The sequence below is a fragment of the uncultured Citricoccus sp. genome, assembly GCF_937871995.1.
Classification (GTDB): Bacteria; Actinomycetota; Actinomycetes; order Actinomycetales; family Micrococcaceae; genus Citricoccus.
Window position 1 is genome coordinate 1 of the sequence record NZ_CALMQR010000120.1, and the last position, 20,836, is coordinate 20,836.

The window sequence follows — 20,836 nt, forward strand, 5'->3', positions numbered from 1 at the left end:
CCCGCCCATCCCTACGGACGACCTCGAGAGGCCCATGACATGACTGCCCGAGTACTGGACGGCCGCGCGACGGCCGCCGCGATGAAGAAGGACCTGGCCGCGCGGGTGGCCAGGCTGGCCGAGCACGGCCTCGTCCCCGGACTGGGCACGGTGCTGGTGGGTGAGGATCCGGGATCGCGGTCCTACGTGGCCGGCAAGCACCGGGACTGCGCCGAGGTCGGTGTGGCCTCCATCCGCCGGGACCTGCCGGAGTCGGTCACGGAGGAAGAACTGCTCGCGGTGCTGGACGAGCTCAACCAGGACCCGGACTGCACCGGATACATCGTCCAGCTGCCGCTGCCCCCGCACATCGACACGCAGCGGGTGCTGGAACGGATCGCCCCGGACAAGGACGCGGACGGACTGCACCCGGTGAACCTGGGCCGTCTCGTGGCCTCGGTCTCCGGGCAGCTGGAGTCCCCCCTGCCGTGCACGCCGGCCGGTTGCGTGGAGCTGCTGCGACATCACGGGATCGACCTGTCCGGCCGACGGGTCCTGGTCATCGGCCGGGGCGTGACCATCGGCCGGCCGGCCGGGCTGGTGCTGACCCGCAAGGACGTCAACGCCACCGTGACGCTGGCGCACACCGGGACGCAGGACCTCCGCGGGGAACTCTCCCGCGCCGACGTCGTCATCGCCGCGGCCGGTTCGGCGCACATGGTGCGGAAGGAGGACGTCGCGCCGGGAGCGATCGTGCTGGACGTCGGTGTCTCGCTGACGGTTGACGCGGACGGGCGTCAGCGCACCGTGGGCGACGTGGAGCCCGCCGTGGCCGAGGTGGCCTCGTGGGTCTCGCCCAACCCCGGCGGGGTCGGTCCGATGACCCGGGTGATGCTGGTCGCCAACGTCGTCGAGGCCGCCGAGCGCCAGGCCGCTACCAGGGTTCCCGCGGCCGCGGCAAGGCCCTGACCGGGCTGAATCCACCTGCACGGTGTCGTCCCGCCAGCCACCACCGGGGGACGGTCGAAGGAGTATTGGTCGCGGGAGCCCTGCCGTGCCAATATCGTTCGGTCGGAGTCCCTCCAGGCGTGTCATGGGAGCGCCGCCTCCGCTGCTGTCGAACGCGGGGCTCACACCCCCGGGATTCCCGGTGTCATGATGACTGAGCAGAGCGCCGCGACCCACCCCGCCGGGGAGGATGACTCCGGTCACGCGCTCAGGGCGCGGGGACAGGTTCTGGCGACCGAGCACTTCGAGGGCTTCCTGCAGGCCCTGGTGAATGCCGCTGCCGACGTTCTCGGCCCCGACGTCTTCGTCGGCGTCACGGTCGTGCGCGAGGGGCATCCGGCGACAGTGGCCAGCAGCGAGGATGACACCTACCGGTTCGATGAGATCCAGTACCGGTACGACGAGGGCCCGTGCCTGACCGCACTGCGCACCAACCAGGTCGTCCTCGTCGACAACCTCACCACCGAGCACCGGTTCGACACCTACCGGGAGGGTGCCGTGTCCCTGGGGGCACTCTCGACGTTGTCACTGCCACTGCACGGCGGGGACTCCGCCGTGGGCGCGCTCAACCTGTACTCCAACCAGCCGTACGCCTTCGGCCAGCGTGAACTGTTGGAGGGCAAGCGCTTCGCCGCCGAGGCGTCACGGGCGCTGGAACTGGCCGTCAGGCTGTTGCGTCGCCCCGACCTGCTGGAACACGGGCCACCGGCCCCGACCAGGCACACCGTGATCGATCAGGCCACGGGCGTGCTGATGAGCAGACATGCGTGCGGCCCAGAGCAGGCGTTCCAGGTGCTCCGCGAATCCAGCCGGCAGCGGGGCGTCCCCGTGCGGGAACGCGCCGAGGAGATCATCGCCGCCGCCGCGGCCGACCCCGGTCTCCCTCCGCCCGGGTGACCCTCGCGATGGGACAGGGATCCTCACCGCACCGGATGACCCGTGGCCTCGACGACCTCAGGGGCCGGAGGCGTGCGTCGGGGGAACGGCCGTCAGGCTCCCGGCGATGCCCTGCGCCCAGGCCTCGATGCGGGCCCAGTCACGGTAGTCGCCGAACTGCGCGCCGAACACCCGGAACAGGGTTCTGACCCATCGGGGGAATTGCCCGGGGGTGACCACTCCCGACACCAGCAGGTGTCCGCGGGGAGCTGCCTGGTCCCGCAGCGCCTGGGCCAGACGTCGGTCCTGGCCGGCGCGGGCGCTCCGGCGGATCCAGCGGGGCAGGGCCGAGGTCATGCCCACGCTGAACAACCACACCGGACGCGCTCGCAGGGCGTGGGCATGGCGGGTGATGTACCCGGCGGCCGTCGGCAACCACTCCTGCTGGTGGATGGCGCTGCCCAGCACCACGGCCGCATACCCCTCCGGGCTCGGGGCCTGCTGCAGCGGCAGCACCTCCACCCTCAGCCCGGCGCGTCCGAGCACCTCGGCGATGCGCTGGCCGATCTCGGCCGTGGAGCCGTGGGCGCTGGCATATCCGACCAGCACCCGCGGCGCTGCCTCCTCCGGTGCTCCCTGCCCGCCGGGGACGGCCCGACGGCGTGCGGGGTGTGCAGATTCCACGGTGGACGTCCTCGCGCTAGGGGGTGCGGGCTCGAACTCCTCGCCCCGAGGGTAGGCCGGGGTCGTCGGGCACGGAAAGCCCTGATCAACCGCACGGTACGGCGCGCCCGTCCCGCGCCGGTGCTACGGCACGTAGTCCGCGCACACCGGATCCACCGGCCGGTCGCGGTGCAGCACCCAGATGCCGTGGTCGTCCTCGCTGACCACCCCGTAGCCGAGCCGCTCGGCACGCTCCAGGGCCTGGTCCGGGGTCAGCGGGTCCCAGCCACCGAGCTCCTCGACCGTGGTGTCGATGATCATCCAGGTCGCCAGGTCATCGCCGATGTCCCCGTGCAGGCCGACGTAGGTGCGGTCCACCAGGTGCGGCACCGCGTTGTCCGCCGCCTCGATGCACACGTCGTCCGGGATCATCCCCACGGCGCGATCCAGGGCCCGCGCCCACTCGGTCCGTTGCCAGGTGTCCCCGGTGACGGTGCGCTGGAACGGGAAGACCTGCGGGAAGAGCACGGTGCCGATCACCCCGCAGCCCAGCAGGACGGACACGAAGACGGCCGGCACCCGCCAACCGCGTACACCCGCCCCCGCGGCCCGGGGCAGCCGGTGACTGCCGGCGCCCGAGGCGAGGGCGCCGTCGTCGTGACCGGACGGGGGTTCCGGGGGACCGGACGCGCGCACCTGCCGGGCGTGCCGCCAGGCCCCGATGCGCGCCAGCGCCTCCAGCGCGGCCATGAGGAAGACCGGCGCCAGGATCGCGTCGTACTGGTAGACCGGGCTCCACACGTTGAGCCGGTCGTTGAACAACCGGGAGGCCAGGATCGGCATGCCGATCAGCGTGTAGGGGGACAAGAGCGGCAGCAGCCACAACGCCACGAAGTGCAGCAGCCACAGGGCGACCTTCAGCGGGTGGTCGAAGAGCACCGCGAACGCGTCGAGGGGCTGGGTGAGCATGAAGGCGATCGAGGACCCCATGTCCGGCCCCAGCGCGGTGAACTGCCAGTAGCCGAATTCGCCCTCCGGGGAGAAACGGGGGATCACCACGGAGGTGGCGAAGACGTAACCGGCCACGCCCAGAACGGCGGTGACGACGGCGGGTACCCAGGCGCGCTTGACGGCCAGCACCATCGCGATGGCCAGCAGGGTGATGCCCATGTCCTCGCGCACGGACAGCAGGGTCAGGGCCAGCACGGTGGCCAGCCAGTACCGGCGGCCGTCGATGGCCCAGACGACCCAGGCGATGACCGGCACCCCGACGGCGATCTCGTGGAAGTCCCAGTTGACCATGGCCTGGAACGGCCACCACAGGAGCATCGCCCCGGCGCCGGTGAGCGCGATGACGTGGGAGAACCGGCGGCGGGCGAACAGATAGACGGGAATGGCCGTGGAGACCAGGAGCGCCGTCATGGCGATGTTCAGCACCCGTGGGTCGTCCCAGATCCAGTACAGCGGGGCCAGCAACGCCAGGACCGGGTGGAAGTGGTCGCCGAGGATGTTGAAGTCCACACCCTTGACCGGGACGATCGGCTCCCGGAACAGGGCGTACTGGCGCACCGCCTGGTCGAAGATGCCGAGGTCGTAGCCCTTGGCCTCGAAATTGCGGAAGCGCAGGAAGGAGTGGACGAGGTAGAGCACGGCCGCCACGGCCATCACGGCCCCGAGCTGCAGCCACTGGCCTGCGGTGGTGGTGGGTCCCACGGTGTCCGCACCGTCCCGGCGGTCCGGCTGGGTGCCGATGACCCAGCGGGGAAGGCGGCGGGCGTTCATCGTCGGATCCTGCACAGTCCACCTTTCGCGCGGTCCACGCCGGTCACATGGCGCCCCAGGAGGGAGTCGAACCCCCGACCAAGAGATTAGAAGGCTCCTGCTCTATCCACTGAGCTACTGGGGCTGGGCCCGGCCATTCTACCGGCCGCACGGAACTCCACAGGTCACGGGTCACCGGCGCGTTGTGCCCGGGCCCCGGTGGGACCCCTGTGCGGGACGCGGCCGGGGCGATGTGCTGGGAAGGACCGGGCATGACGCCCGGCCCGGCGGCGGAGACCACTTGCCGACGCCGGCTCACTCGCCGGCCACGGCCGGTCCACCGAAAGGCCCCCTCATGAGCGAACACATCACCGTCCGTGGCTTCGTGGCCACCGATCCGCAGGTCCGCATGGCCCAGGCAGGCTTCTCCGTCGGCAACTTCCGACTGGCCGCCACCGACCGGCGCTTCGACCGGGAGGCCAACGCCTGGGTCGACGGGCAGACCAACTGGTTCACGATCAACATGTTCCGGGCGCTGGCCCTGAACGCGGGGGCCTCCCTGGCCAAGGGCATGCCGGTGATCATCACCGGCCGGCTCAAGGTCCGCCCCTGGGAGGCCGGGGACCGGACCGGGACTGCCGTCGAGATCGAGGCCGACTCCATCGGCCACGACCTCACCCTCGGCACCGCCCGGTTCTCCCGGTCCAGTGGGCGGACGGGCGACGCAACCGCCGCCGGCGGACCGGTTGTCGACGCCGGTGACGCCCCGGCCGAGGGACCGTTCGGCGAGGACGACGAGCCCCGCGTCGACCGGTCGACCGGCGAGGTCCTGGAGGACGGGCCGGACGCTCCCGACGAGGCGGAGGTACCCGGGCAGGAGCGGGACCTGACGCTCGCCTGAGCGGGCCGGACTGTACGCGGTGGCCGCCGCCTTCGGCCGATGCGGGAAATGCGGCGGCCACCGACTAGCCTTGAGGAATGGCGGAATTCATCTACACCATGGTCAAGGCCCGCAAGAAAGTGGGCGACAAGCTGATCCTGGACGACGTGACGATGTCCTTCTATCCGGGGGCGAAGATCGGCATGGTCGGCCCCAACGGTGCGGGCAAGTCCACGATCCTGAAGATCATGGCGGGGCTGGACCAGCCCTCCAACGGCGAGGCCAGGCTCTCACCCGGCTACACGGTGGGCATCCTGCTGCAGGAGCCCCCGCTCAACGAGGAGAAGGACGTGCTCGGGAACGTGCAGGAGGGCGTCGGGGAGATCCTCGGCAAGATCCAGCGCTACAACGAGATCTCCGAGCAGATGGCCGATCCCGATGCCGACTTCGACTCCCTGATGGAGGAGATGGGCAAGCTCCAGGAGGAGATCGACGCGGCCGACGCCTGGGACATCGACTCCCAGCTCGATCAGGCCATGGACGCCCTGCAGCTGCCCGACCCCGACGCGGACGTCACCAAGCTCTCCGGTGGTGAGCGCCGTCGCGTGGCCCTGTGCAAGCTGCTGCTGCAGAAGCCGGACCTGCTGCTGCTCGACGAGCCCACCAACCACCTCGACGCCGAGTCCGTCCAGTGGCTCGAGGGGCACCTGTCCGCCTACCCGGGCGCCGTCATCGCCATCACCCACGACCGGTACTTCCTCGACCACGTGGCCGAGTGGATCGCCGAGGTCGACCGCGGCCGGCTGTACCCGTACGAGGGCAACTACTCGACCTACCTGGAGAAGAAGCGCGCCCGCCTGGAGGTCCAGGGCAAGAAGGACGCCAAGCTGGCCAAGCGGCTCAGCGAGGAACTGGACTGGGTCCGCTCCAACGCCAAGGGCCGCCAGGCCAAGTCGAAGGCCCGTCTGGCCCGCTACGAGGAGATGGCCGCCGAGGCCGAGAAGACCCGGAAGCTGGACTTCGAGGAGATCCAGATCCCGCCGGGGCCGCGCCTGGGCACCCAGGTCATCGAGGCGAAGAACCTGAAGAAGGGCTTCGGCGACCGCGTGCTGATCGATGGCCTGTCCTTCTCCCTGCCGCCCAACGGCATCGTCGGGATCATCGGGCCCAACGGCGTCGGCAAGACCACCCTGTTCAAGACCATCGTGGGCGTCGAGCCCCTCGACGACGGCGACCTGAAGGTCGGCGAGTCCGTGAAGATCTCCTACGTGGACCAGTCCCGCGGAGGCATCGACCCGGAGAAGTCCCTCTGGGAGGTCGTCTCCGACGGCCTGGACTACATCAAGGTCGGCCAGGTCGAGATGCCCTCGCGGGCCTACGTCTCGGCGTTCGGCTTCAAGGGCCCGGACCAGCAGAAGAAGGCCGGGGTGCTCTCCGGCGGTGAGCGCAACCGCCTGAACCTGGCACTGACCCTCAAGGAGGGCGGCAACCTGCTGCTGCTCGACGAGCCCACCAACGACCTCGACGTCGAGACCCTGACCTCGCTGGAGAACGCCCTGCTGGAGTTCCCGGGGTGCGCCGTGGTCATCTCGCACGACCGCTGGTTCCTGGACCGGGTGGCCACGCACATGCTGGCCTACGAGGGCACCGAGGAGGACCCCGCGAACTGGTACTGGTTCGAGGGCAACTTCGAGTCCTACGAGGCGAACAAGGTCGAGCGGCTCGGCCCCGAGGCGGCGCGCCCGCACCGGGTCACGCACCGCAAGCTCACCCGCGACTGAACCGGTCCCGGCACCACGCCGGACGCCCGACGACGGCGGCCCCCACCACCGAGGTGGGGGCCGCCGTCGTGCGTGGTCTCAGATCGTGGCCAGCCGGGCGTTGCACAGGTCCTCGGTGTAGTGACTCCGGACCCTCAGCTTGCGCTCGAGGTCCTGGATGACGGCGGCGGCGAAGTCCTTGCCGTAGAGCCGCAGGCACGAGCCGAGGCCGCCCGGGGAGAACACGTTGATCTCCATGAGCTTGTCACCGACCATGTCCAGGCCGACCAGGAACAAGCCGTCCGCGATGAGCTTCGGACGGACCACCTCGGCCAGGTACAGCATCTCCTCGGTGACCCGCACGGCCTCCGCGGTTCCCCCGGCCGACATGTTCGACCGCACCTCTCCACTGGCGGTGCGACGGCGGAACGCCGCGTACTTCCCGCCGACCTGGAGGGGCGTGCCGTTCATGAGCATCATCCGCACGTCCCCGTCCTTGGCCTCGGGCAGGTACTCCTGCGCCACGACGTACCCGTCCCGGGCGATGGCCTCCACGATCTGGTTCCGGTTCGGGGCCTCCTTGCGGTCCACCACGAACACGCCCTTGCCTCCCGAACCCTGGAGGGGCTTGAGCACCGCCTTGCCGTTCATCTCGTCGATGAACTCCGAGATCATCTGCTGGTCCCGGGAGATCAGCGTCCTCGGGCGCACGACGTCGGGGAAGTGCTGGAAGTAGGCCTTGGACAGGGCACCGGCCAGGGTGAGCGGGTCGTTGACCACCAGGACGCCGTTGGCGGCGAACAACCGGCCGAAGGCCACGGCCGCCGTGGAGGCCCACGGACGCTCCTTCGCGTCATCGGCGGGGTCATTGCGCAGCATTACCACGTCGAAGTCCTGGATGGGGACCTGGCGGGCGGACCGGGGCTTCTGCACGTCCGCCAGGTACCGGTCCAGCGAGCGGTAATTCCTCGCCGCGGTGCCGTGGGCCCGCACGGAGAGGGTACCGTCCGGTGCGTACGAGAAGTCCCCGGTACCCGTCAGCAGCGCCTCGTGCCCCAGTTGCGTGGCGGCCATCGCCAGACGCGTCGTGGTGTACGTGGACTTCTCGGTGGCGACGTCGTTGACGACGAATCCGATGTTCATGGACCTCCGATCAACAGGTACAGCGAGTGGGGTCGCCTTCGGCCGGGCCGGCCGAGGGTCCTCAACGGTTCACCAGGTCGGCCGGATCATCCAGGTCCGCCAGCCGGTCCAACCGCTCGATGCAGTCCCTCTCGGTCAGCCAGCGCGGCTGGAGCCGGGGTGGCTGCAGGACGCCACGGTCCCTCAGGTCGGTCACCAGGGGCAGGTCCTGCAGCGAGAACTTGCCCAGCAGCAACAGGTCCAGGGTCCCGCCGGCGCGCAGGTGCTCGATCAGGTCGAGCACGCCGCGCAGGTAGATGGCGTCCTTGGTCAGGCCACCGGACCGGAAGGCACGCATGGTCGTGGTGAAGGCCGAGGAGGCGGGGACCCCCTCCTCCACGAGCGCGTCGTGCGCGTCCCGGAAACTGGCGCCGGTGACCATGCGGTGCACCGTGATGATCCGGGTGGCCAGCTGACGCAGGCGGAAGGCGGTCAGTCCACCGCTGGCCACCTCGGCCAGCACGGCAAGGCCCTCCTGGGTCTCGTCGTACCCGGACAACCCCGTGCCCATCACCTTGATGGGCTGGGTGGCCCCGTTGACCTGGGTGACCAGATGGGTGCCGACCTCGTGCTGCATCAGGGCGTGGGCGCGGACCTTCTGGACCTTGGACTGCGGACCCAGGATCAGGGACTCCCCGGAGACCATCACGCCGGAGACGTCCTTGCGGATCTCGGCGTGCATCTCGATGTCGGCATCCTGCTCCCGGTAGTAGTCGATCTCCTCCTGGGCCAGCGTCAGCACCTCGTGCGCATCCAGGCTCTTCCCGGCGCCCTCCGGCACAGTCACCGTGCTCATGAGGCGATCGGCGATCTGCCGCAACGCCGGGGTGATGGCTCCGTACAGTTCGATGCTGAGGGGCATGAAATCCGCGGTGTCCCGCGCCTCGAGCATCTCGATCTGCAGGCCCAGCTCGCGGTGCTTCTCACGCAACAGCGTGCCGAGGACGGGGTCGTCCACGTCCCGGATGGGCATGTCCTTGAGCACCTGACGCAGTACGTCCGGGTCGTCCTCCAGCGTCCGGTACCGGAACTCCGGCAGTTCACCGGTGGCCAGGAACTCCGCCCGGGCCTGCTCCACGTTCATGGGCGTCACGTCCAGGAGGAACCGGAAGGACCGCGAGACCAGTGCCAGCTCGTGATCGATCGCCCGGTCGCGCAGAGATGCCGTGATGCCGTCCCGGTCACCGGGAGGCCGCACGCCGTCCGTCCTGTCGCCGAGAGTGATGGCGGTGATCTTCCGCGCCGTCTTCGCAGCTCCCGGCGTCCCGGCCGACGTCCCGCTCGTCCTGGCATCCGAGGCGGGACCGGACGTGCTCCCGGTCTTGCTCCCGGTCTTGGATGCAGCCTTGTTGCCGGACTTGTTCCCGGTCTTGTTGTCCGTCTTCTTGCTCATGGCGTCGGCACCGAGACCTCCCGCAATGCCGCCTCCACCGGGGCCACCGTCGCGGCCAGGGCGTCGGCCAGCTGGCCCAGGTGGGCGTCGTCCACCTCACCGGTCCATTCGTCCATGAAGGTCTTCTTGAACTCCAGGGCGAGCACGCAGGCGGTGTCGGGGAACCGCCGGTGGACCCAGCGTCCCTCGTTCTGGCCCCAGAACCGCACGTTCTCCCGCACGTCCAGTCGTCGCCCGGTGGCCGGGATGACCGGTGCGGACAGCGCCTCCATGAACGCGTCGACCACGGGGATCCAGGGCTGCCGGTCCAGGGTGCCGGTGCCCACGTTGACGTCCGGGTTGCCCTCCTGGGGTGCGGGCGCGGCGTCGGGACCGTCGCGGCGATGGTTGTAGGTGTGCAGGTCGAAGACCACGAACGGGCCCCGGGCCGCCAGCCGGGCGACCCGGCGCTCGAGCTCGGCGAACCAGGCGTCGTGGACCTGCCGGCTCCGGCAGGCGACGTCCGGGGGCAGTTGCCCGTCCCGCCAGACCCGGAGCCCCCAGCACTGCTCCGGGACGACGCAGACGCAGGTGCTCCGGGGACGGTTGAGGTCGGCCTCGAACCTGGACCGGTGCATGACCATGCCCGAGCCGATCCCGGCGCCGATCCGGTCGGAATAGGGATCCTCCTCCCGGAACCGGACGGCCTCGTCAAGCACCATCAGGTCCCGGACCTCCTCCCGCAGGTCATGGCCCGCGTGCACGGCCGTGTAGGCGACCTGGGTGTCCCAGGAGCCCACGACGGTGAGGATCCGGTCCGGTCCGGAGCCCGTGTCCATGTCGGCGTGCATGTGCATGCCCTCAAGGTAGACCACAAGGGGTACCCGGGGGCAGGGGGTAATGGCTTATCGGGAGGGGCGCCACGCGGTCTTCAGGAACAGGTTCTGGACGGCGCCCTGCACCCGGTACTTGGTGCCCGCGGGCACCCGGAGCATGCCCTCCTGGGCCACGGAGGCCACCAGCTCACCCTCGCGGGAGTAGATCCGGCCGTGGCTGAGGCCGCGGGCACCCTGGGCGGAGTGGCTGGTCTGGACGTAGAGCAGCCACTCGTCCACCCGGGCCGGCCGGTGCCACCACATCGCATGGTCCAGGGACGCCACGCTCATGCCGGGGCGGACCCATGCCAGGCCGTGACGGCGCAGGACCGGCTCGAGCAGGGTGTAGTCCGAGACGTAGGCCAGCGCCGCGCGGTGCAGGTTCGCGTCACCCTCCAGGGTGGAGAACGTCTTCATCCACACCATGTTGGTGGCCACCCTCTCCCGGGCGGGGGTGGCCTCGATCGGGGCGTCCACGTGACGGATGTCGAAGGGGCGGGCCCAGGACCACTCCTGGGCCACCGGATGCTGGAGGTGGCCCAGGCGCTGGGAGGTGCTCGGCAGCGATTCCGGGTCCGGGACCCCGGAGGGCATGGGGGACTGGTGCTCGATTCCCGGGGCCGGCTCCTGGAACGAGCAGATCAGGGACAGGATCGTCACGCCGTCCTGTTCCGCCTGCACCCGGCGCACCGAGAACGAGCGTCCGTCGCGCAGGTCCTCCACCGCGAAGGAGATCGGCTTGAGGGCGTCGCCGGGGCGGATGAAGTACCCGTGCATCGAGTGGATCGCCCGGTCCGGGTCGACGGTGCGGATCGCGGCCATCAGGGCCTGGGCCATCACCTGGCCCCCGAAGACCCGTCCCCGGGCCTGGGGCGGGGTGAGGCCGGTGAAGCGGATCCCGCGCGCCTCATCGGGCCCGTCCTCGGTGAGTGTCAGGACCTGGCGCAACACCTCCGTGGGGTCCTCGGGGAACCTGCCCCGTTGCCTCCGCACCCTGTCAGCCACCATGGACCGTCCCTCCGACCGTGACGAGGAAGGGCTACCTGTTGGTAACCTGCCCGCCAGTCTATCCCTGTCACTCACCCCGGCCTCACCCCGGGCCGGCGATGGGAGAATGGGGGCCATGCCCGCCCCCGATACGCCCGCACCCGATACGCCCGCGCCCGGTCAGGAACTCGTCCTGGAGGACCTCGACGCCGTCGCCGACCTGGAGCGGTATGCCACCCGGGCCCGCACCATGGCGGACACCGGGATGCGCCTGCAGGTGGTCGGCCCCGTCCTGGCCGCATGGGTCTCGGTCCTGCAGCCCCGGGGGCTGGGGGACCGCGTGCCGGTGGCGCTGGGCCTGCGGACCTTCCGCCTGGACCGGGCCGGCGCCGACGGCTGGGACGAGGTCTACCCGTTGTCCTCGGTCCTGGAGCGCCTGGCCCGGATGACCTCCACCTCGCGCACCGCCCTGACCCTGCCCCCGGTCACCGAGGCCGCCCCGTGGACGGCCGTGACACCGCCGCGCTCGGGCTGGTCGTCGGTGGCCGCCGTCGCGGACGACGAGCTCCAGCAGGTTGCCCAGGACGGGATCCGCGAGCTCGGGGCCGCACTGCCGCAGGACCCGGGGGCCTCGATGGTCGCCCAGGCCCGCGCGGCCGTGTGGGGGCGGCTGCTCGGGGGCACCTCCGTGGAGGCCGGGGACGGGTTCCTGCCGGCCGGGGCCGCGTTCGCCGCCCACGGGCTGGGCTTCCTCACCCCCGGGGGCACCACCACGGTCCACACCTCGGGCCCGTGGGTCCGGCTGTCCAGCCCGGCCGGGTTCGTGCTGTGCCGCCAGCCGATGGCCCTGTAGGGGACGGGCCCCTCAGACGGAGTTCACCATGGAATGGGCGGCCCGCTCGAGGTAGTCCCACAGGGTCTGCTCGTGCAGCGGGGCCAGCTCCAGGGAGTCCACGGCCACCCGCATGTGCCGCAGCCAGGCGTCCCGGGCCGCGAAGTCGATCGTGAAGGGCGCGTGGCGCATGCGCAGCCTGGGGTGGCCGCGCTGCTCGCCGTAGGTGCGCGGACCGCCCCAGTACTGCTCCAGGAACATCCGCAACCGGTCCTCGGCCGGGCCGAGGTCCTCCTCGGGGTACATCGCACGGAACCCCGGGTCCTCGGCCACGCCCTCGTAGAACACGCGGGCCAGCTTCGCGAAGGTCTGGTGCCCGCCCACCTGGTCGTAGAACGAGGCGTTCTCCGGTTGCGCCCCTCCGGGGGCCGACGCGGCACCCGCTCCCGACGCCGGCCCGGTGGCCGCCGCGGGGGGAGTCGCCGCGGGAGGCGTGGGCGCCGGCATCATCCCGGGCCGGTTCTCCAGGCCGGTCACCCGGCTGGGTGCCTTGCCCTGACGCGGCGTGAGCACGGCGATCGGCGCTCCGAGCCGACTGCCGAAGTCCGGCAGGTGGCGCATCTGCCGGACCTGCTGCGGGACGATCTCCACCGGGAAGTTCACCGAGCGGGCGATGAAGCACTGCTCGTGGGCCCTCGCGTGCAGGGCCTCGGCCGCGTCACGCTGGGACTCGTCGGCGAGCCAGATCTCGGGGGACAGGGTCGCGGAGGTGACCGAACCGCCGTCGGGCCCGAAGGTGAGCACGCACTCGGCGCGGCAGGAGGCTCCGGTGACCACGATCCCCGCGGCGGTGGCCGCCTGCATGTAGGACAGCAGGTGGCACTCCGCGAGCGCCGCCAGCAGCAACTGCTCCGGGTTCCACCGCTCCTCGTCACCGTGGAAGGCGCGGGCGGCCGATCCGGACAGTTCTCCGGGTCCCTCGGCCTGGATGACCAGGTCGCGGGCGTAGTCCTTGTATCCGGAGGTCCCGGTGCCCCGGTTCCCGGTCCATTCGGCGCGCAATGAGAAGGTGTGTTCCACCCTTCCACGCTACCGCCCCCGGACTGGGCCGCCGGATTCCGGGCCACGGTCCCGTCGCATTGACGACCTCCGTAGACTGGCGACCTGGGAGGCAGCATGCACACGATTCACCTCCTCACGGTCTCCGATCGGGTGTCGGCCGGGACCGCTGAGGACACGGCCGGCGCGGCGGTCCGCGCCCTGCTGTCCGAGGCGCTGCCGGACTGGCCGCTGGACCACCGCGTGGTTCCCGACGGCGACGTGCCGGTGGGCGAGGCCGTCGCCGCGGCCTGCCTCGGCGGGGCACGCGTGGTGCTCACCCTCGGCGGGACCGGGGTCGGCCCGCGGGACCGCACGCCCGAGGCCGTGACCCCGCTGATCACCCGGCACCTGCCCGGCATCCCGGAGCTGCTGCGCAGTGCGGGTCGCCAGCAGACACCGGCCGCGGTGCTCTCGCGCGGCGTGGCCGGGGTCGTCGACCCGCCGCTGCCGGACGGGCACCGGCCGGTCGTCGTCGTGACCCTGCCGGGGTCGCGCCGGGCGGCCGAGCAGGCCGTTCCACTGCTCGCCCCGCTGCTGCCCCACCTGGTGGACCAGCTCGACGGAGGTGACCATGTCCGCTCCTGACCGACCCCTCGCGCCACCGGACACCGCGCCGCCGGACACCGCGCCACCGGCCGTCGTCACGGACCGCCCCCTGGACGCGGCGGCGCTGGAGGCCTCGGTGGTGAACGCCCGGTGCGGTGCGGCACTGACCTTCACCGGGATCGTCCGCGACCACGACCCGGAGGCCGAGGGCACCGTCACCTCCCTGGACTACAGCTCCCACCCGGACGCCGAGCGGATCCTGCGCGAGATCCTCGCCAGCCACGCCCGGGGGCCGCAGGACCCGGCCGGCGAGGTCCGGATCGCCGCGGCGCACCGGACCGGCCACCTCGACGTCGGGGACCTCGCCCTGGTGGTCGCGGTCGCCTCCGCCCACCGCGCGGAGGCCTTCGAGACCTGCCGCGCCGTGGTCGAGGACATCAAGGCCGAGGTGCCCATCTGGAAGCGCCAGCACACCGCGTCCGGGGACGCTCACTGGGTGGGGCTGCCGTGACCGGGGTGCCCGTCGTCCTGACCACCCGCACCGTCACCGCGCCGGGCGCCGCACCGGCCGGGACGTCCGCTGCGGGCCAGGACCCCGCGGGCGGCCCCGAGGCGGTCCGGCTGCTGCCCACGCGCGGGGAGCTGGCCGACGTCGTGCGCCGGACGCAGACCGGCGGCGGGCACCTGGCGGGCGCCCTCACGGACGGGTTCGGAAGGGCCCACCGGGACCTGCGGGTCTCGCTGACGGACAAGTGCTCACTGCGCTGCACCTACTGCATGCCGGAGGACGCCGGGCCGTTCACGCCGAAGGACGAGCTGCTGGACGCCGGACAGATCGAGCGGCTGGTCCGTGTCGCCGTGACCCACGGCATCACCGGGGTGCGGCTGACCGGCGGGGAGCCGCTGCTGCGGGCGGACCTGGAGGACATCGTGGCCCGGCTGGCCGCGATCGCGCTGCCGGACGGCGGCACCCTGCCGATCGCCATGACCACCAACGGGATCTCCCTGGACCGGCGGATGCCCGCCCTGCGGTCCGCCGGGCTGACCCGCGTGAACATCTCGCTGGACACGCTGCGCCCGGACCGGTTCCGGGACCTGACCCGCCGCGACCGGCACGCCGACGTCCTCGCAGGCATCGCCGCGGCGCGGGACTCGGGCTTGCGCCCGCTCAAGCTCAACGCGGTGGCCATGCGCGGGGTCAATGATGACGAACTGGCCGACCTGGTGGCCTTCGCGGTGTCCCAGGACGCTCAGATGCGCTTCATCGAGCAGATGCCGCTGGATGCCGGGCACACCTGGCGCCGGGACCACCTGGTCTCCGGCGAGGAGATCCTCGAGCGGCTGGCGGAGCGGTTCGAACTGGCGGAGGTGCCCGGCCGCGGTTCCTCGCCCGCGGCGCTGTACACCGTGGACGGCGGGCCCCACACCGTGGGCGTGATCGCCTCGGTCTCGGCACCGTTCTGCGGGGACTGCGACCGGCTGCGGTTCACGGCCGACGGGCAGCTGCGCAACTGCCTGTTCGCCCGCGAGGAGACCGACCTGCGCACACTGCTGCGCGAGGGCGCCACCGACGCCGAGCTCGCCGCGGCCATGCACGTGTCCGTGGCGGCCAAGAAGGCCGGGCACGGGATCGACGACCCCGGGTTCGTCCAGCCCGGCCGCGGGATGAACGCGATCGGTGGTTGAGCGGACAGGCCGAGGGGCGGCCCCACGACCGGTGGCGGCGGTGACTACCGCAGGGTAACTTCGTGGGCGGGACGAATCAGAGCCGACCGAAGAGGGAGCAGTCGATGGCCGGGAACCTGCACGAGGCCAGGGGGTACCGCCTGCGCGGCGCTCGCGTGCTCATCACCGGCGGCGGGTCCGGCCTGGGCCGCCTCATGGCCGTGGAGGCCGCCCGCCGCGGCGCGGAGGTGATCGTGTGGGACCTCTCGGCGCAGGCCGGTGCGGCCACCGTGGAACAGGTCCGTGCGGCCGGTGGCACAGCCCGGTCCTGCGTGGTCGACGTGACCGACCGCGAGGCCGTCCGCCGGGCCGCGGGACAGGCCGGGGCGGTGGACGTGGTGGTCAACAACGCCGGCGTGGTCTCGGGCGCCCGGCTGCTGGACCTCCCGGACGAGGCCATCGAGCGGACCATGCAGGTCAACGTCCTGGCCCTGTACTGGGTCACCCGGGCGTTCCTCGCAGGGATGATCGAGCGCGGGCACGGCAGCGTCGTCACCATCGCGAGCGCCGCGGGCCTGGTGGGCGTGGCCCGGCAGGCGGACTACTCCGCGTCCAAGTGGGCGGCGGTCGGCTTCATGGAGTCCCTGCGCAACGAGCTGCGCGCCGACGGGCACCGCATCAACACCCTCACCGTCTGCCCGTTCTACATCGACACCGGCATGTTCGCCGGCGTGCAGACCCGGTTCCCGAGGCTGCTGCCGATCCTGGACCCGGACGAGGTGACCGAGGCGGTGGTCGACGCCATCGAATCCGGTCGGCAGCAGCTCGTCCTGCCCCCGCTCGTGCGCTCCCTGCCCGCCCTGCGCGCGCTGCCGACGCGCTTCTTCGACCGGGTCATGGACGCCCTCGGCGTGAACCGGACCATGGATCACTTCACCGGCCGGCAGGACGGGGCCCGCGCGGCCGTGCCGGGGTCCGGACCCGACGGGTCCCCGGCGCCCTCCTGAGTCAGCCCCCGGCGAAGGGCGGCAGCACGTCCACCAGGGAGTCCTCGCGGACCGGGTGGCCGTCATCCACGGCGCGGACCCCGTCCACCAGCAGGGAGCACCGGGCGATGACCCGCTCGGCGCTTATGCCGTGGTCCGCGGTCAGGGCGGCACGCAGCTCGCCCGCCGTGACCGCGTCCAGCCGGAGTTCGGAGGCGCCGAGGATGTCCGCGGCCCCGGCGAACAGGCGCACGCGGGCCATCAGCGCGCCCCCGCCGGGCCGGCGTCGTACCGGGCGGCCAGGTCCTGGACCCGCGCGGCGAGCTCTCGAACCCGCTGCGCGGTGTCCTGGTCGGTGTCCCCCGCGGCGCCGGCTCCGGCCAGCTGGAGTCCCAGGGCCACGCCGATCAGGTAGGTGCTCATCGGGGCCCCGGGCCGCACGACGGCATTGGCCACGTCCCGGGCCGTGTCCAGCAGGGGCGAGGGGACGATCACGTCCTCGGGAAGGCCCAGCTCGGCCACGACGGCGGCCATCCAGTCCCGCAGCCCCGGCACCTCGTTGTCCCGCTCATCCGTCACGGCAGCTCCTCTCCCGGCCCGCGCACGGGCCATGTCCTCGGGGGTATCCATATCGTCCCAGAGCCCGGGGGAGCCCGCGGGCTCCGGGACCTCGAGCAGGTCGAGCGGCGCCAGCCGCTCCCGCACCCGGGTGATGCCCGGCCGGGCGGTGGCACGCAGGGCGGCCACGTCCAGCAGCGCGGTCAGGTGCTGGACGTGGCCGGTCGCGTCCACGGCCACCGCGCCGTCCCGGCCCGGCCCGAGGGCGACGTCCAGCAGGGCGCGGCAGGCCCCGGCGGGCCGCGCCAGGTCGCACGGCACCAGCAGCATCCACGAGGTGTCCACCGCGCCCAGGGCGGCCTCCAGCGCGGCCACCGGGCCGGAGCGGGGCGGGTCCTCGCGGAGGAACGTGGCGCCGGCCAGGGCCGAGGTCCCGGACGCGGTGGCTGTCGACGCGCCGGCCGGACCGGCGACCGGTGGATCGCCGACCACGACGACCCGTGTGGCCCCGGCTGCCCGCACGGCCGCAGCGGTGCGCTCGAGGAGTGTGAGCCCGTCGAACACCAGGGAGGCCTTGTCCCGGCCCATGCGCCGGGAGGCGCCCCCGGAGAGGATGACCGCCGTCAGGTCGCTCATCTCACGCGCGGTCTCCGCGCCGCCAGGTCCCTGAGCGGCCGCCGGTCTTCTCCAGCAACCGGATCCCGGTCAGCTCGACCGAGCGGTCCAGGCCCTTGACCATGTCCACCATGGCCAACCCGGCCACGGAGGCGGCGGTGAGCGCCTCCATCTCCACCCCTGTCCGGTCGGCCGTGCGGGTGGTGGCGAGGATGCGGATGCGGTCCTGGCCGACCTCGAAGTCCACGGTGGCCCCGTGCACGCCGATCACGTGCGCCAGGGGCAACAGCTCGGCGCACCGCTTGGCGGCCTGGATGCCGGCGATCCGGGCCACCGCCCAGACGTCGCCCTTGGGCACGGTGCCCCCGGTGAGCGCGGCGAGGACCTCGGGGGAGACCAGCACCGTGGCCTCCGCGGTGGCGGCGCGCACGGTGGGGGACTTCGCGGTCACGTCCACCATCCGGGCGGAACCGTCGCCGTCCAGGTGGGTGAAGCCATCGGCGCCGGAGGCCCCGGGCGAACCGGTGGCCGCGGCGGTCTCGGTGGCGGAACGGTCAGCGGGTGTCATCAGGCCTCCAGGGCTCGGTAGAGGACGGTGTCCCCGGCGGACACCTCGGTCGTGGCGGCCGGGACGCGCACCAGGCCGGTGGCCCGGGCCATGCGCCCGGCCAGGTGGGAGCCGGAGCCCCGTTCGGTCGCCTGGGCCACCCGCACCGGTTCACCGGGCGCGGAGACCACGCGGACCGGCACGAACTGCTCGCGGCGCGGCGGGGAGCGCCACCCCTCGTCCGTGGTGACGGGGTGCCAGTCCGCCAGCGGTGCCGCCCGGTCCTGCATGGCGAGCAACCCGGGCTCAACGAACACCAGGTAGCTCACCCAGGCGCTGACCGGGTTCCCGGGCAGGGACCAGACCGGCCGGCCGTCCGGCAGGAGCCCGAACCCCTGGGGCTTGCCGGGCTGCACGGCGACCCGGTCGAAGCGGACCGCACGGTCATCGACGTGGTTCAGGGGGCCCGTGGGGGTCTCCGGACCGCCGCCGGTCCCGCGCGGGGTGGGCGAAACATCCCCCGGGGAGCCGGGGACGGCAGGACGGCGCTCGAGCGGTACCCCGCCGACCGCGTCCGGGGCGAGGACGAGACGGGCGACGTCATGGGCACCCACGCTGGCCCCGCCGGTGACGATGACCGCGTCGCTGTCCGCCGCCGTGGACACCAGCAGGTCGCGCAACCGAGCCGGGTCGTCGGAGACCTGCCCCCGGTGGACCACCTCGCCACCGCTGGCGCGGACCAGGGCGGTGAGCAGGTGGGAGTTCGAGTCGGGGATCTGCCCCCGGCGCACCGGTTCGCCCGGGGCGACCAGTTCACTGCCCGTGCTCACGACCACCACGCGCGGCCGGCGCCGGACCGTCACCGCGGCGATGCCCGCGGCGGCCACCGCGGAGAGCCGGTGCGGGGCCAGTTCCTGCCCGGCGGAGGCCACCCGGTGGCCTGTCCGGACGTCGTCACCCCGAGGACGGACGTGACGGCCGGCCGCGACCGGTGCGCTCAGCTCCACGTGGTCCGGCCGGGTGGTCCCCGCGGTCGGGGCGGCCGGGTCCCATCCCACGGTGTCCTCCAGGGGCACGACGGCGTCCGCGTCCGTGGGCAGGGGGGCCCCGGTCATGATCCGGGCGGCCTGGCCCGGCGCGAGCGGCGGGTCCAGGTCGGTGCCGGCGGGCAGTTCGGCGACGACGTCCAGCCGCACGGGGGCGTCCGTGGTGGCGGAGGTGGTGTCCGCGGAGCGGACGGCGTACCCGTCCATGGCCGAGTTGTCCCAGGGCGGCAGGTCCAGGGCGGCGACGGCGTCCCGGGCCAGGGTGTGGCCGGCGGCGTCCTCGAGACCGACCGTGTCCTCCGCCAGGAGGGGGACCACGCGCAGGACGCGCGCCTGGTGGTCGGCGACCGGGATGTAGTGGAATTCAGCCACGGAACGCTCCCGGCAACCCGCCGTCGAGGTACCCGGCCACCGGCCAGCCGAGACCGGCCAGGTGCCGGGCGGCGGTGGCGCTGCGCGGGCCGGCGGCGCAGAACGGCAGCAGGGGCCGGTCCGGGGCGAGTCCGGCCAGCGGGTGGTCCGGTGGCAGGGGCGCGTCCGGACCACGGTCCAGGCGCAGCACCCGGTCCAGGGGGAGGAGCACGGCGCCGCCGGGCCCGGGGCGTTCGGCGGACTCCTCGGGACGGCGGACGTCGATCCACAGGGCCTGCGGGGGTATGTCCCCCGGGGGGATCGGTCCCGGTGCCGTCGCGGCGGCCGGCACGGCGGGGGTCGACGGGGCGCGCGTCGAGGGGACAGGGGGGCCGGCCAGCGGGATCTCGGCGGTGGTGCCGGCGAGGCCGTCCACCAGCAGCATCCGGCCCACCAGCGGCCGGCCCGTGCCGAGGATGAGCTTGATCGTCTCCAGGGCCAGGAAGGAACCGGTGATCCCGACGACGGCGCCCAGCACCCCGGCCTCGGCGCAACCGGGCGAGGCGTGGGTCGCCGCGTTGTCCGGGAACACGTCGGTCAGCACCACCGGGGCCAGTCCGGAACCGGCCGGCGGGACGGACCAGAACACGGTGACCTGCGCGTTCCACTGGAACAGGGCGCCGAAGACCACGGGCAGGCCCAGGGCGAGGGCGGCGCGGTGGACGACGAACCGGGTCCGGAAGGAGTCGCTGCCGTCGATGATGACGTCGGCCGGCGCCAGCAGTGCGCGGGCATTGGCGTCGGTGAGGCGCACGGCGTGGGGGACCACGGTGGTCTCGGGGGACAGGCGGGCGGCGGCCGCCACCGCCCCCTCGGTCTTCAGCGCCCCGAGGGTGTCCACCCCGTGCAGGGTCTGCCGGTTCAGGTTGCTGAGCTCCACGTGATCGTCGTCGATGACGTGCAGGGTGCCGATGCCGGCTGCGGCGAGGTACTGGATGACCGGCGAGCCCAGGCCGCCTGCACCGACCACCGCCACGGAGGCACCGGCCAGCAACTGCTGTCCGGAGTCACCGACCTGCGGCAGGGTCCGCTGGCGCAGGGTGCGTTCATACGGCTGTGCGCTGGACATGGTCCCACCCTAGTCCGGACGGGGCTGCACCGGCCTGCCCAGGGTGGGGTGGTGGTCATTCGGGGATGCCGGCGTAGGAGTGCAGGCCGGGGAAGTAGGTGTTGACGATGGTGAAGT

The 20,836-nt window shown here is 72.5% G+C and carries 21 protein-coding genes, 1 tRNA gene and 1 pseudogene; 9 read left to right on the forward strand and 14 right to left on the reverse strand.

The window, feature by feature from the left end:
- The first annotated feature begins 39 nt into the window (after positions 1–39).
- Positions 40–948, forward strand: coding sequence for a bifunctional methylenetetrahydrofolate dehydrogenase/methenyltetrahydrofolate cyclohydrolase (locus Q0283_RS13825; RefSeq protein WP_298045146.1), 909 nt, complete (start codon positions 40–42; stop codon positions 946–948).
- A gap of 186 nt (positions 949–1,134) precedes the next feature.
- Positions 1,135–1,884 (forward strand): GAF and ANTAR domain-containing protein, encoded by a 750-nt coding sequence (locus Q0283_RS13830; protein WP_298045147.1) that lies wholly within the window; start codon positions 1,135–1,137, stop codon positions 1,882–1,884.
- Between the two features lie 57 nt (positions 1,885–1,941).
- On the opposite strand, the gene Q0283_RS13835 is transcribed toward Q0283_RS13830, so the two are convergent.
- The 3 genes from Q0283_RS13835 to Q0283_RS13845 all read right to left on the reverse strand — a co-directional run bounded on the left by Q0283_RS13835 (position 1,942) and on the right by Q0283_RS13845 (position 4,432).
- Entirely contained in the window at positions 1,942–2,547 is a 606-nt protein-coding gene (locus tag Q0283_RS13835) for a flavodoxin domain-containing protein (protein WP_298045148.1), read from the reverse strand.
- A 123-nt stretch (positions 2,548–2,670) separates the two neighbouring features.
- Positions 2,671–4,308 carry a DUF2079 domain-containing protein gene (locus tag Q0283_RS13840; protein ID WP_298045149.1) on the reverse strand — a complete coding sequence of 546 codons (1,638 nt, stop codon included), beginning with the start codon at positions 4,306–4,308 and terminating at the stop codon, positions 2,671–2,673.
- A 48-nt stretch (positions 4,309–4,356) separates the two neighbouring features.
- Positions 4,357–4,432: transfer RNA gene (locus Q0283_RS13845), tRNA-Arg, on the reverse strand.
- A gap of 210 nt (positions 4,433–4,642) precedes the next feature.
- Here Q0283_RS13845 and ssb point away from each other — a divergent pair.
- Both ssb and ettA read left to right on the forward strand, forming a co-directional pair.
- The gene (gene ssb, locus Q0283_RS13850) at positions 4,643–5,188 is read left to right on the forward strand and encodes a single-stranded DNA-binding protein (protein ID WP_183525198.1); all 546 of its coding nucleotides are present in this window, start codon (positions 4,643–4,645) and stop codon (positions 5,186–5,188) included.
- A 77-nt stretch (positions 5,189–5,265) separates the two neighbouring features.
- Complete coding sequence (ettA, locus tag Q0283_RS13855; RefSeq protein WP_010144796.1) at positions 5,266–6,948, forward strand: energy-dependent translational throttle protein EttA; 1,683 nt, start codon at positions 5,266–5,268, stop codon at positions 6,946–6,948.
- A gap of 78 nt (positions 6,949–7,026) precedes the next feature.
- On the opposite strand, the gene Q0283_RS13860 is transcribed toward ettA, so the two are convergent.
- The 4 genes from Q0283_RS13860 to Q0283_RS13875 all read right to left on the reverse strand — a co-directional run bounded on the left by Q0283_RS13860 (position 7,027) and on the right by Q0283_RS13875 (position 11,364).
- The gene (locus Q0283_RS13860) at positions 7,027–8,070 is read right to left on the reverse strand and encodes a glutathione synthetase (protein ID WP_298045150.1); all 1,044 of its coding nucleotides are present in this window, start codon (positions 8,068–8,070) and stop codon (positions 7,027–7,029) included.
- A gap of 61 nt (positions 8,071–8,131) precedes the next feature.
- Positions 8,132–9,502 (reverse strand): flavohemoglobin expression-modulating QEGLA motif protein, encoded by a 1,371-nt coding sequence (locus Q0283_RS13865; protein WP_298045151.1) that lies wholly within the window; start codon positions 9,500–9,502, stop codon positions 8,132–8,134.
- Positions 9,499–10,338, reverse strand: coding sequence for an N-formylglutamate amidohydrolase (locus Q0283_RS13870; RefSeq protein WP_298045152.1), 840 nt, complete (start codon positions 10,336–10,338; stop codon positions 9,499–9,501). The genes Q0283_RS13865 and Q0283_RS13870 overlap by 4 nt, the downstream gene beginning before the upstream one ends.
- Before the next feature lie 48 nt (positions 10,339–10,386).
- Positions 10,387–11,364 (reverse strand): acyl-CoA thioesterase II, encoded by a 978-nt coding sequence (locus Q0283_RS13875; RefSeq protein ID WP_298045153.1) that lies wholly within the window; start codon positions 11,362–11,364, stop codon positions 10,387–10,389.
- Between the two features lie 115 nt (positions 11,365–11,479).
- Between Q0283_RS13875 and Q0283_RS13880 the strand changes: the two genes are divergently transcribed.
- The gene (locus tag Q0283_RS13880) at positions 11,480–12,196 is read left to right on the forward strand and encodes a hypothetical protein (RefSeq protein WP_298045154.1); all 717 of its coding nucleotides are present in this window, start codon (positions 11,480–11,482) and stop codon (positions 12,194–12,196) included.
- Between the two features lie 12 nt (positions 12,197–12,208).
- Here Q0283_RS13880 and Q0283_RS13885 read toward each other — a convergent pair whose 3' ends face one another.
- Both Q0283_RS13885 and Q0283_RS13890 read right to left on the reverse strand, forming a co-directional pair.
- Positions 12,209–12,682: a globin gene (locus Q0283_RS13885; protein WP_298045161.1), complete on the reverse strand. Its 474-nt coding sequence runs from the start codon at positions 12,680–12,682 to the stop codon at positions 12,209–12,211.
- A gap of 147 nt (positions 12,683–12,829) precedes the next feature.
- Positions 12,830–13,255, reverse strand: a pseudogene (locus Q0283_RS13890) (OsmC family protein); the annotation flags it as partial.
- 96 nt (positions 13,256–13,351) lie between these two features.
- Here Q0283_RS13890 and Q0283_RS13895 point away from each other — a divergent pair.
- The 4 genes from Q0283_RS13895 (at position 13,352) to Q0283_RS13910 (ending at position 16,494) form a co-directional block, all read left to right on the forward strand.
- Positions 13,352–13,861 (forward strand): molybdenum cofactor biosynthesis protein B, encoded by a 510-nt coding sequence (locus Q0283_RS13895; RefSeq protein WP_183525215.1) that lies wholly within the window; start codon positions 13,352–13,354, stop codon positions 13,859–13,861.
- The gene (locus Q0283_RS13900) at positions 13,848–14,333 is read left to right on the forward strand and encodes a molybdenum cofactor biosynthesis protein MoaE (protein ID WP_298045155.1); all 486 of its coding nucleotides are present in this window, start codon (positions 13,848–13,850) and stop codon (positions 14,331–14,333) included. The genes Q0283_RS13895 and Q0283_RS13900 overlap by 14 nt, the downstream gene beginning before the upstream one ends.
- Positions 14,330–15,508, forward strand: a complete 1,179-nt coding sequence (gene moaA, locus Q0283_RS13905; protein ID WP_298045158.1) for a GTP 3',8-cyclase MoaA — start codon at positions 14,330–14,332, stop codon at positions 15,506–15,508. Before Q0283_RS13900 ends, moaA begins: the two co-directional genes overlap by 4 nt.
- Before the next feature lie 104 nt (positions 15,509–15,612).
- Positions 15,613–16,494, forward strand: a complete 882-nt coding sequence (locus tag Q0283_RS13910) for an SDR family oxidoreductase (protein WP_183525221.1) — start codon at positions 15,613–15,615, stop codon at positions 16,492–16,494.
- A 1-nt stretch (position 16,495) separates the two neighbouring features.
- Here Q0283_RS13910 and Q0283_RS13915 read toward each other — a convergent pair whose 3' ends face one another.
- The 5 genes from Q0283_RS13915 to Q0283_RS13935 are packed head-to-tail and all read right to left on the reverse strand — an operon-like array spanning position 16,496 to position 20,719.
- Positions 16,496–16,735, reverse strand: coding sequence for a MoaD/ThiS family protein (locus Q0283_RS13915; protein WP_183525224.1), 240 nt, complete (start codon positions 16,733–16,735; stop codon positions 16,496–16,498).
- Complete coding sequence (locus Q0283_RS13920) at positions 16,735–17,667, reverse strand: NTP transferase domain-containing protein (protein WP_183525227.1); 933 nt, start codon at positions 17,665–17,667, stop codon at positions 16,735–16,737. The genes Q0283_RS13915 and Q0283_RS13920 overlap by 1 nt, the downstream gene beginning before the upstream one ends.
- A 1-nt stretch (position 17,668) precedes the next feature.
- Complete coding sequence (gene moaC, locus Q0283_RS13925) at positions 17,669–18,214, reverse strand: cyclic pyranopterin monophosphate synthase MoaC (protein WP_183525230.1); 546 nt, start codon at positions 18,212–18,214, stop codon at positions 17,669–17,671.
- A complete protein-coding gene (gene glp / locus Q0283_RS13930) occupies positions 18,214–19,611 on the reverse strand; it encodes a gephyrin-like molybdotransferase Glp (protein WP_183525233.1) in 1,398 nt (465 codons plus the stop codon). The genes moaC and glp overlap by 1 nt, the downstream gene beginning before the upstream one ends.
- Positions 19,604–20,719 (reverse strand): HesA/MoeB/ThiF family protein, encoded by a 1,116-nt coding sequence (locus Q0283_RS13935; protein ID WP_298045159.1) that lies wholly within the window; start codon positions 20,717–20,719, stop codon positions 19,604–19,606. The genes glp and Q0283_RS13935 overlap by 8 nt, the downstream gene beginning before the upstream one ends.
- Positions 20,720–20,836 lie beyond the last annotated feature (117 nt).

Bases quoted from the DNA above. Each gene is read 5' to 3' on its own strand.
- Q0283_RS13825 (WP_298045146.1), top strand. From the start codon at position 40: ATGACTGCCCGAGTACTGGACGGCCGCGCGACGGCCGCCGCGATGAAG.
- Q0283_RS13830 (WP_298045147.1), top strand. From the start codon at position 1,135: ATGATGACTGAGCAGAGCGCCGCGACCCACCCCGCCGGGGAGGATGAC.
- Q0283_RS13840 (WP_298045149.1), bottom strand. From the start codon at position 4,308: ATGAACGCCCGCCGCCTTCCCCGCTGGGTCATCGGCACCCAGCCGGAC.
- ssb (WP_183525198.1), top strand. From the start codon at position 4,643: ATGAGCGAACACATCACCGTCCGTGGCTTCGTGGCCACCGATCCGCAG.
- ettA (WP_010144796.1), top strand. From the start codon at position 5,266: ATGGCGGAATTCATCTACACCATGGTCAAGGCCCGCAAGAAAGTGGGC.
- Q0283_RS13860 (WP_298045150.1), bottom strand. From the start codon at position 8,070: ATGAACATCGGATTCGTCGTCAACGACGTCGCCACCGAGAAGTCCACG.
- Q0283_RS13865 (WP_298045151.1), bottom strand. From the start codon at position 9,502: ATGAGCAAGAAGACGGACAACAAGACCGGGAACAAGTCCGGCAACAAG.
- Q0283_RS13870 (WP_298045152.1), bottom strand. From the start codon at position 10,338: ATGCACATGCACGCCGACATGGACACGGGCTCCGGACCGGACCGGATC.
- Q0283_RS13875 (WP_298045153.1), bottom strand. From the start codon at position 11,364: ATGGTGGCTGACAGGGTGCGGAGGCAACGGGGCAGGTTCCCCGAGGAC.
- Q0283_RS13880 (WP_298045154.1), top strand. From the start codon at position 11,480: ATGCCCGCCCCCGATACGCCCGCACCCGATACGCCCGCGCCCGGTCAG.
- Q0283_RS13885 (WP_298045161.1), bottom strand. From the start codon at position 12,682: ATGCCGGCGCCCACGCCTCCCGCGGCGACTCCCCCCGCGGCGGCCACC.
- Q0283_RS13895 (WP_183525215.1), top strand. From the start codon at position 13,352: ATGCACACGATTCACCTCCTCACGGTCTCCGATCGGGTGTCGGCCGGG.
- Q0283_RS13900 (WP_298045155.1), top strand. From the start codon at position 13,848: ATGTCCGCTCCTGACCGACCCCTCGCGCCACCGGACACCGCGCCGCCG.
- Q0283_RS13910 (WP_183525221.1), top strand. From the start codon at position 15,613: ATGGCCGGGAACCTGCACGAGGCCAGGGGGTACCGCCTGCGCGGCGCT.
- Q0283_RS13915 (WP_183525224.1), bottom strand. From the start codon at position 16,735: ATGGCCCGCGTGCGCCTGTTCGCCGGGGCCGCGGACATCCTCGGCGCC.
- Q0283_RS13920 (WP_183525227.1), bottom strand. From the start codon at position 17,667: ATGAGCGACCTGACGGCGGTCATCCTCTCCGGGGGCGCCTCCCGGCGC.
- moaC (WP_183525230.1), bottom strand. From the start codon at position 18,214: ATGACACCCGCTGACCGTTCCGCCACCGAGACCGCCGCGGCCACCGGT.
- Q0283_RS13935 (WP_298045159.1), bottom strand. From the start codon at position 20,719: ATGTCCAGCGCACAGCCGTATGAACGCACCCTGCGCCAGCGGACCCTG.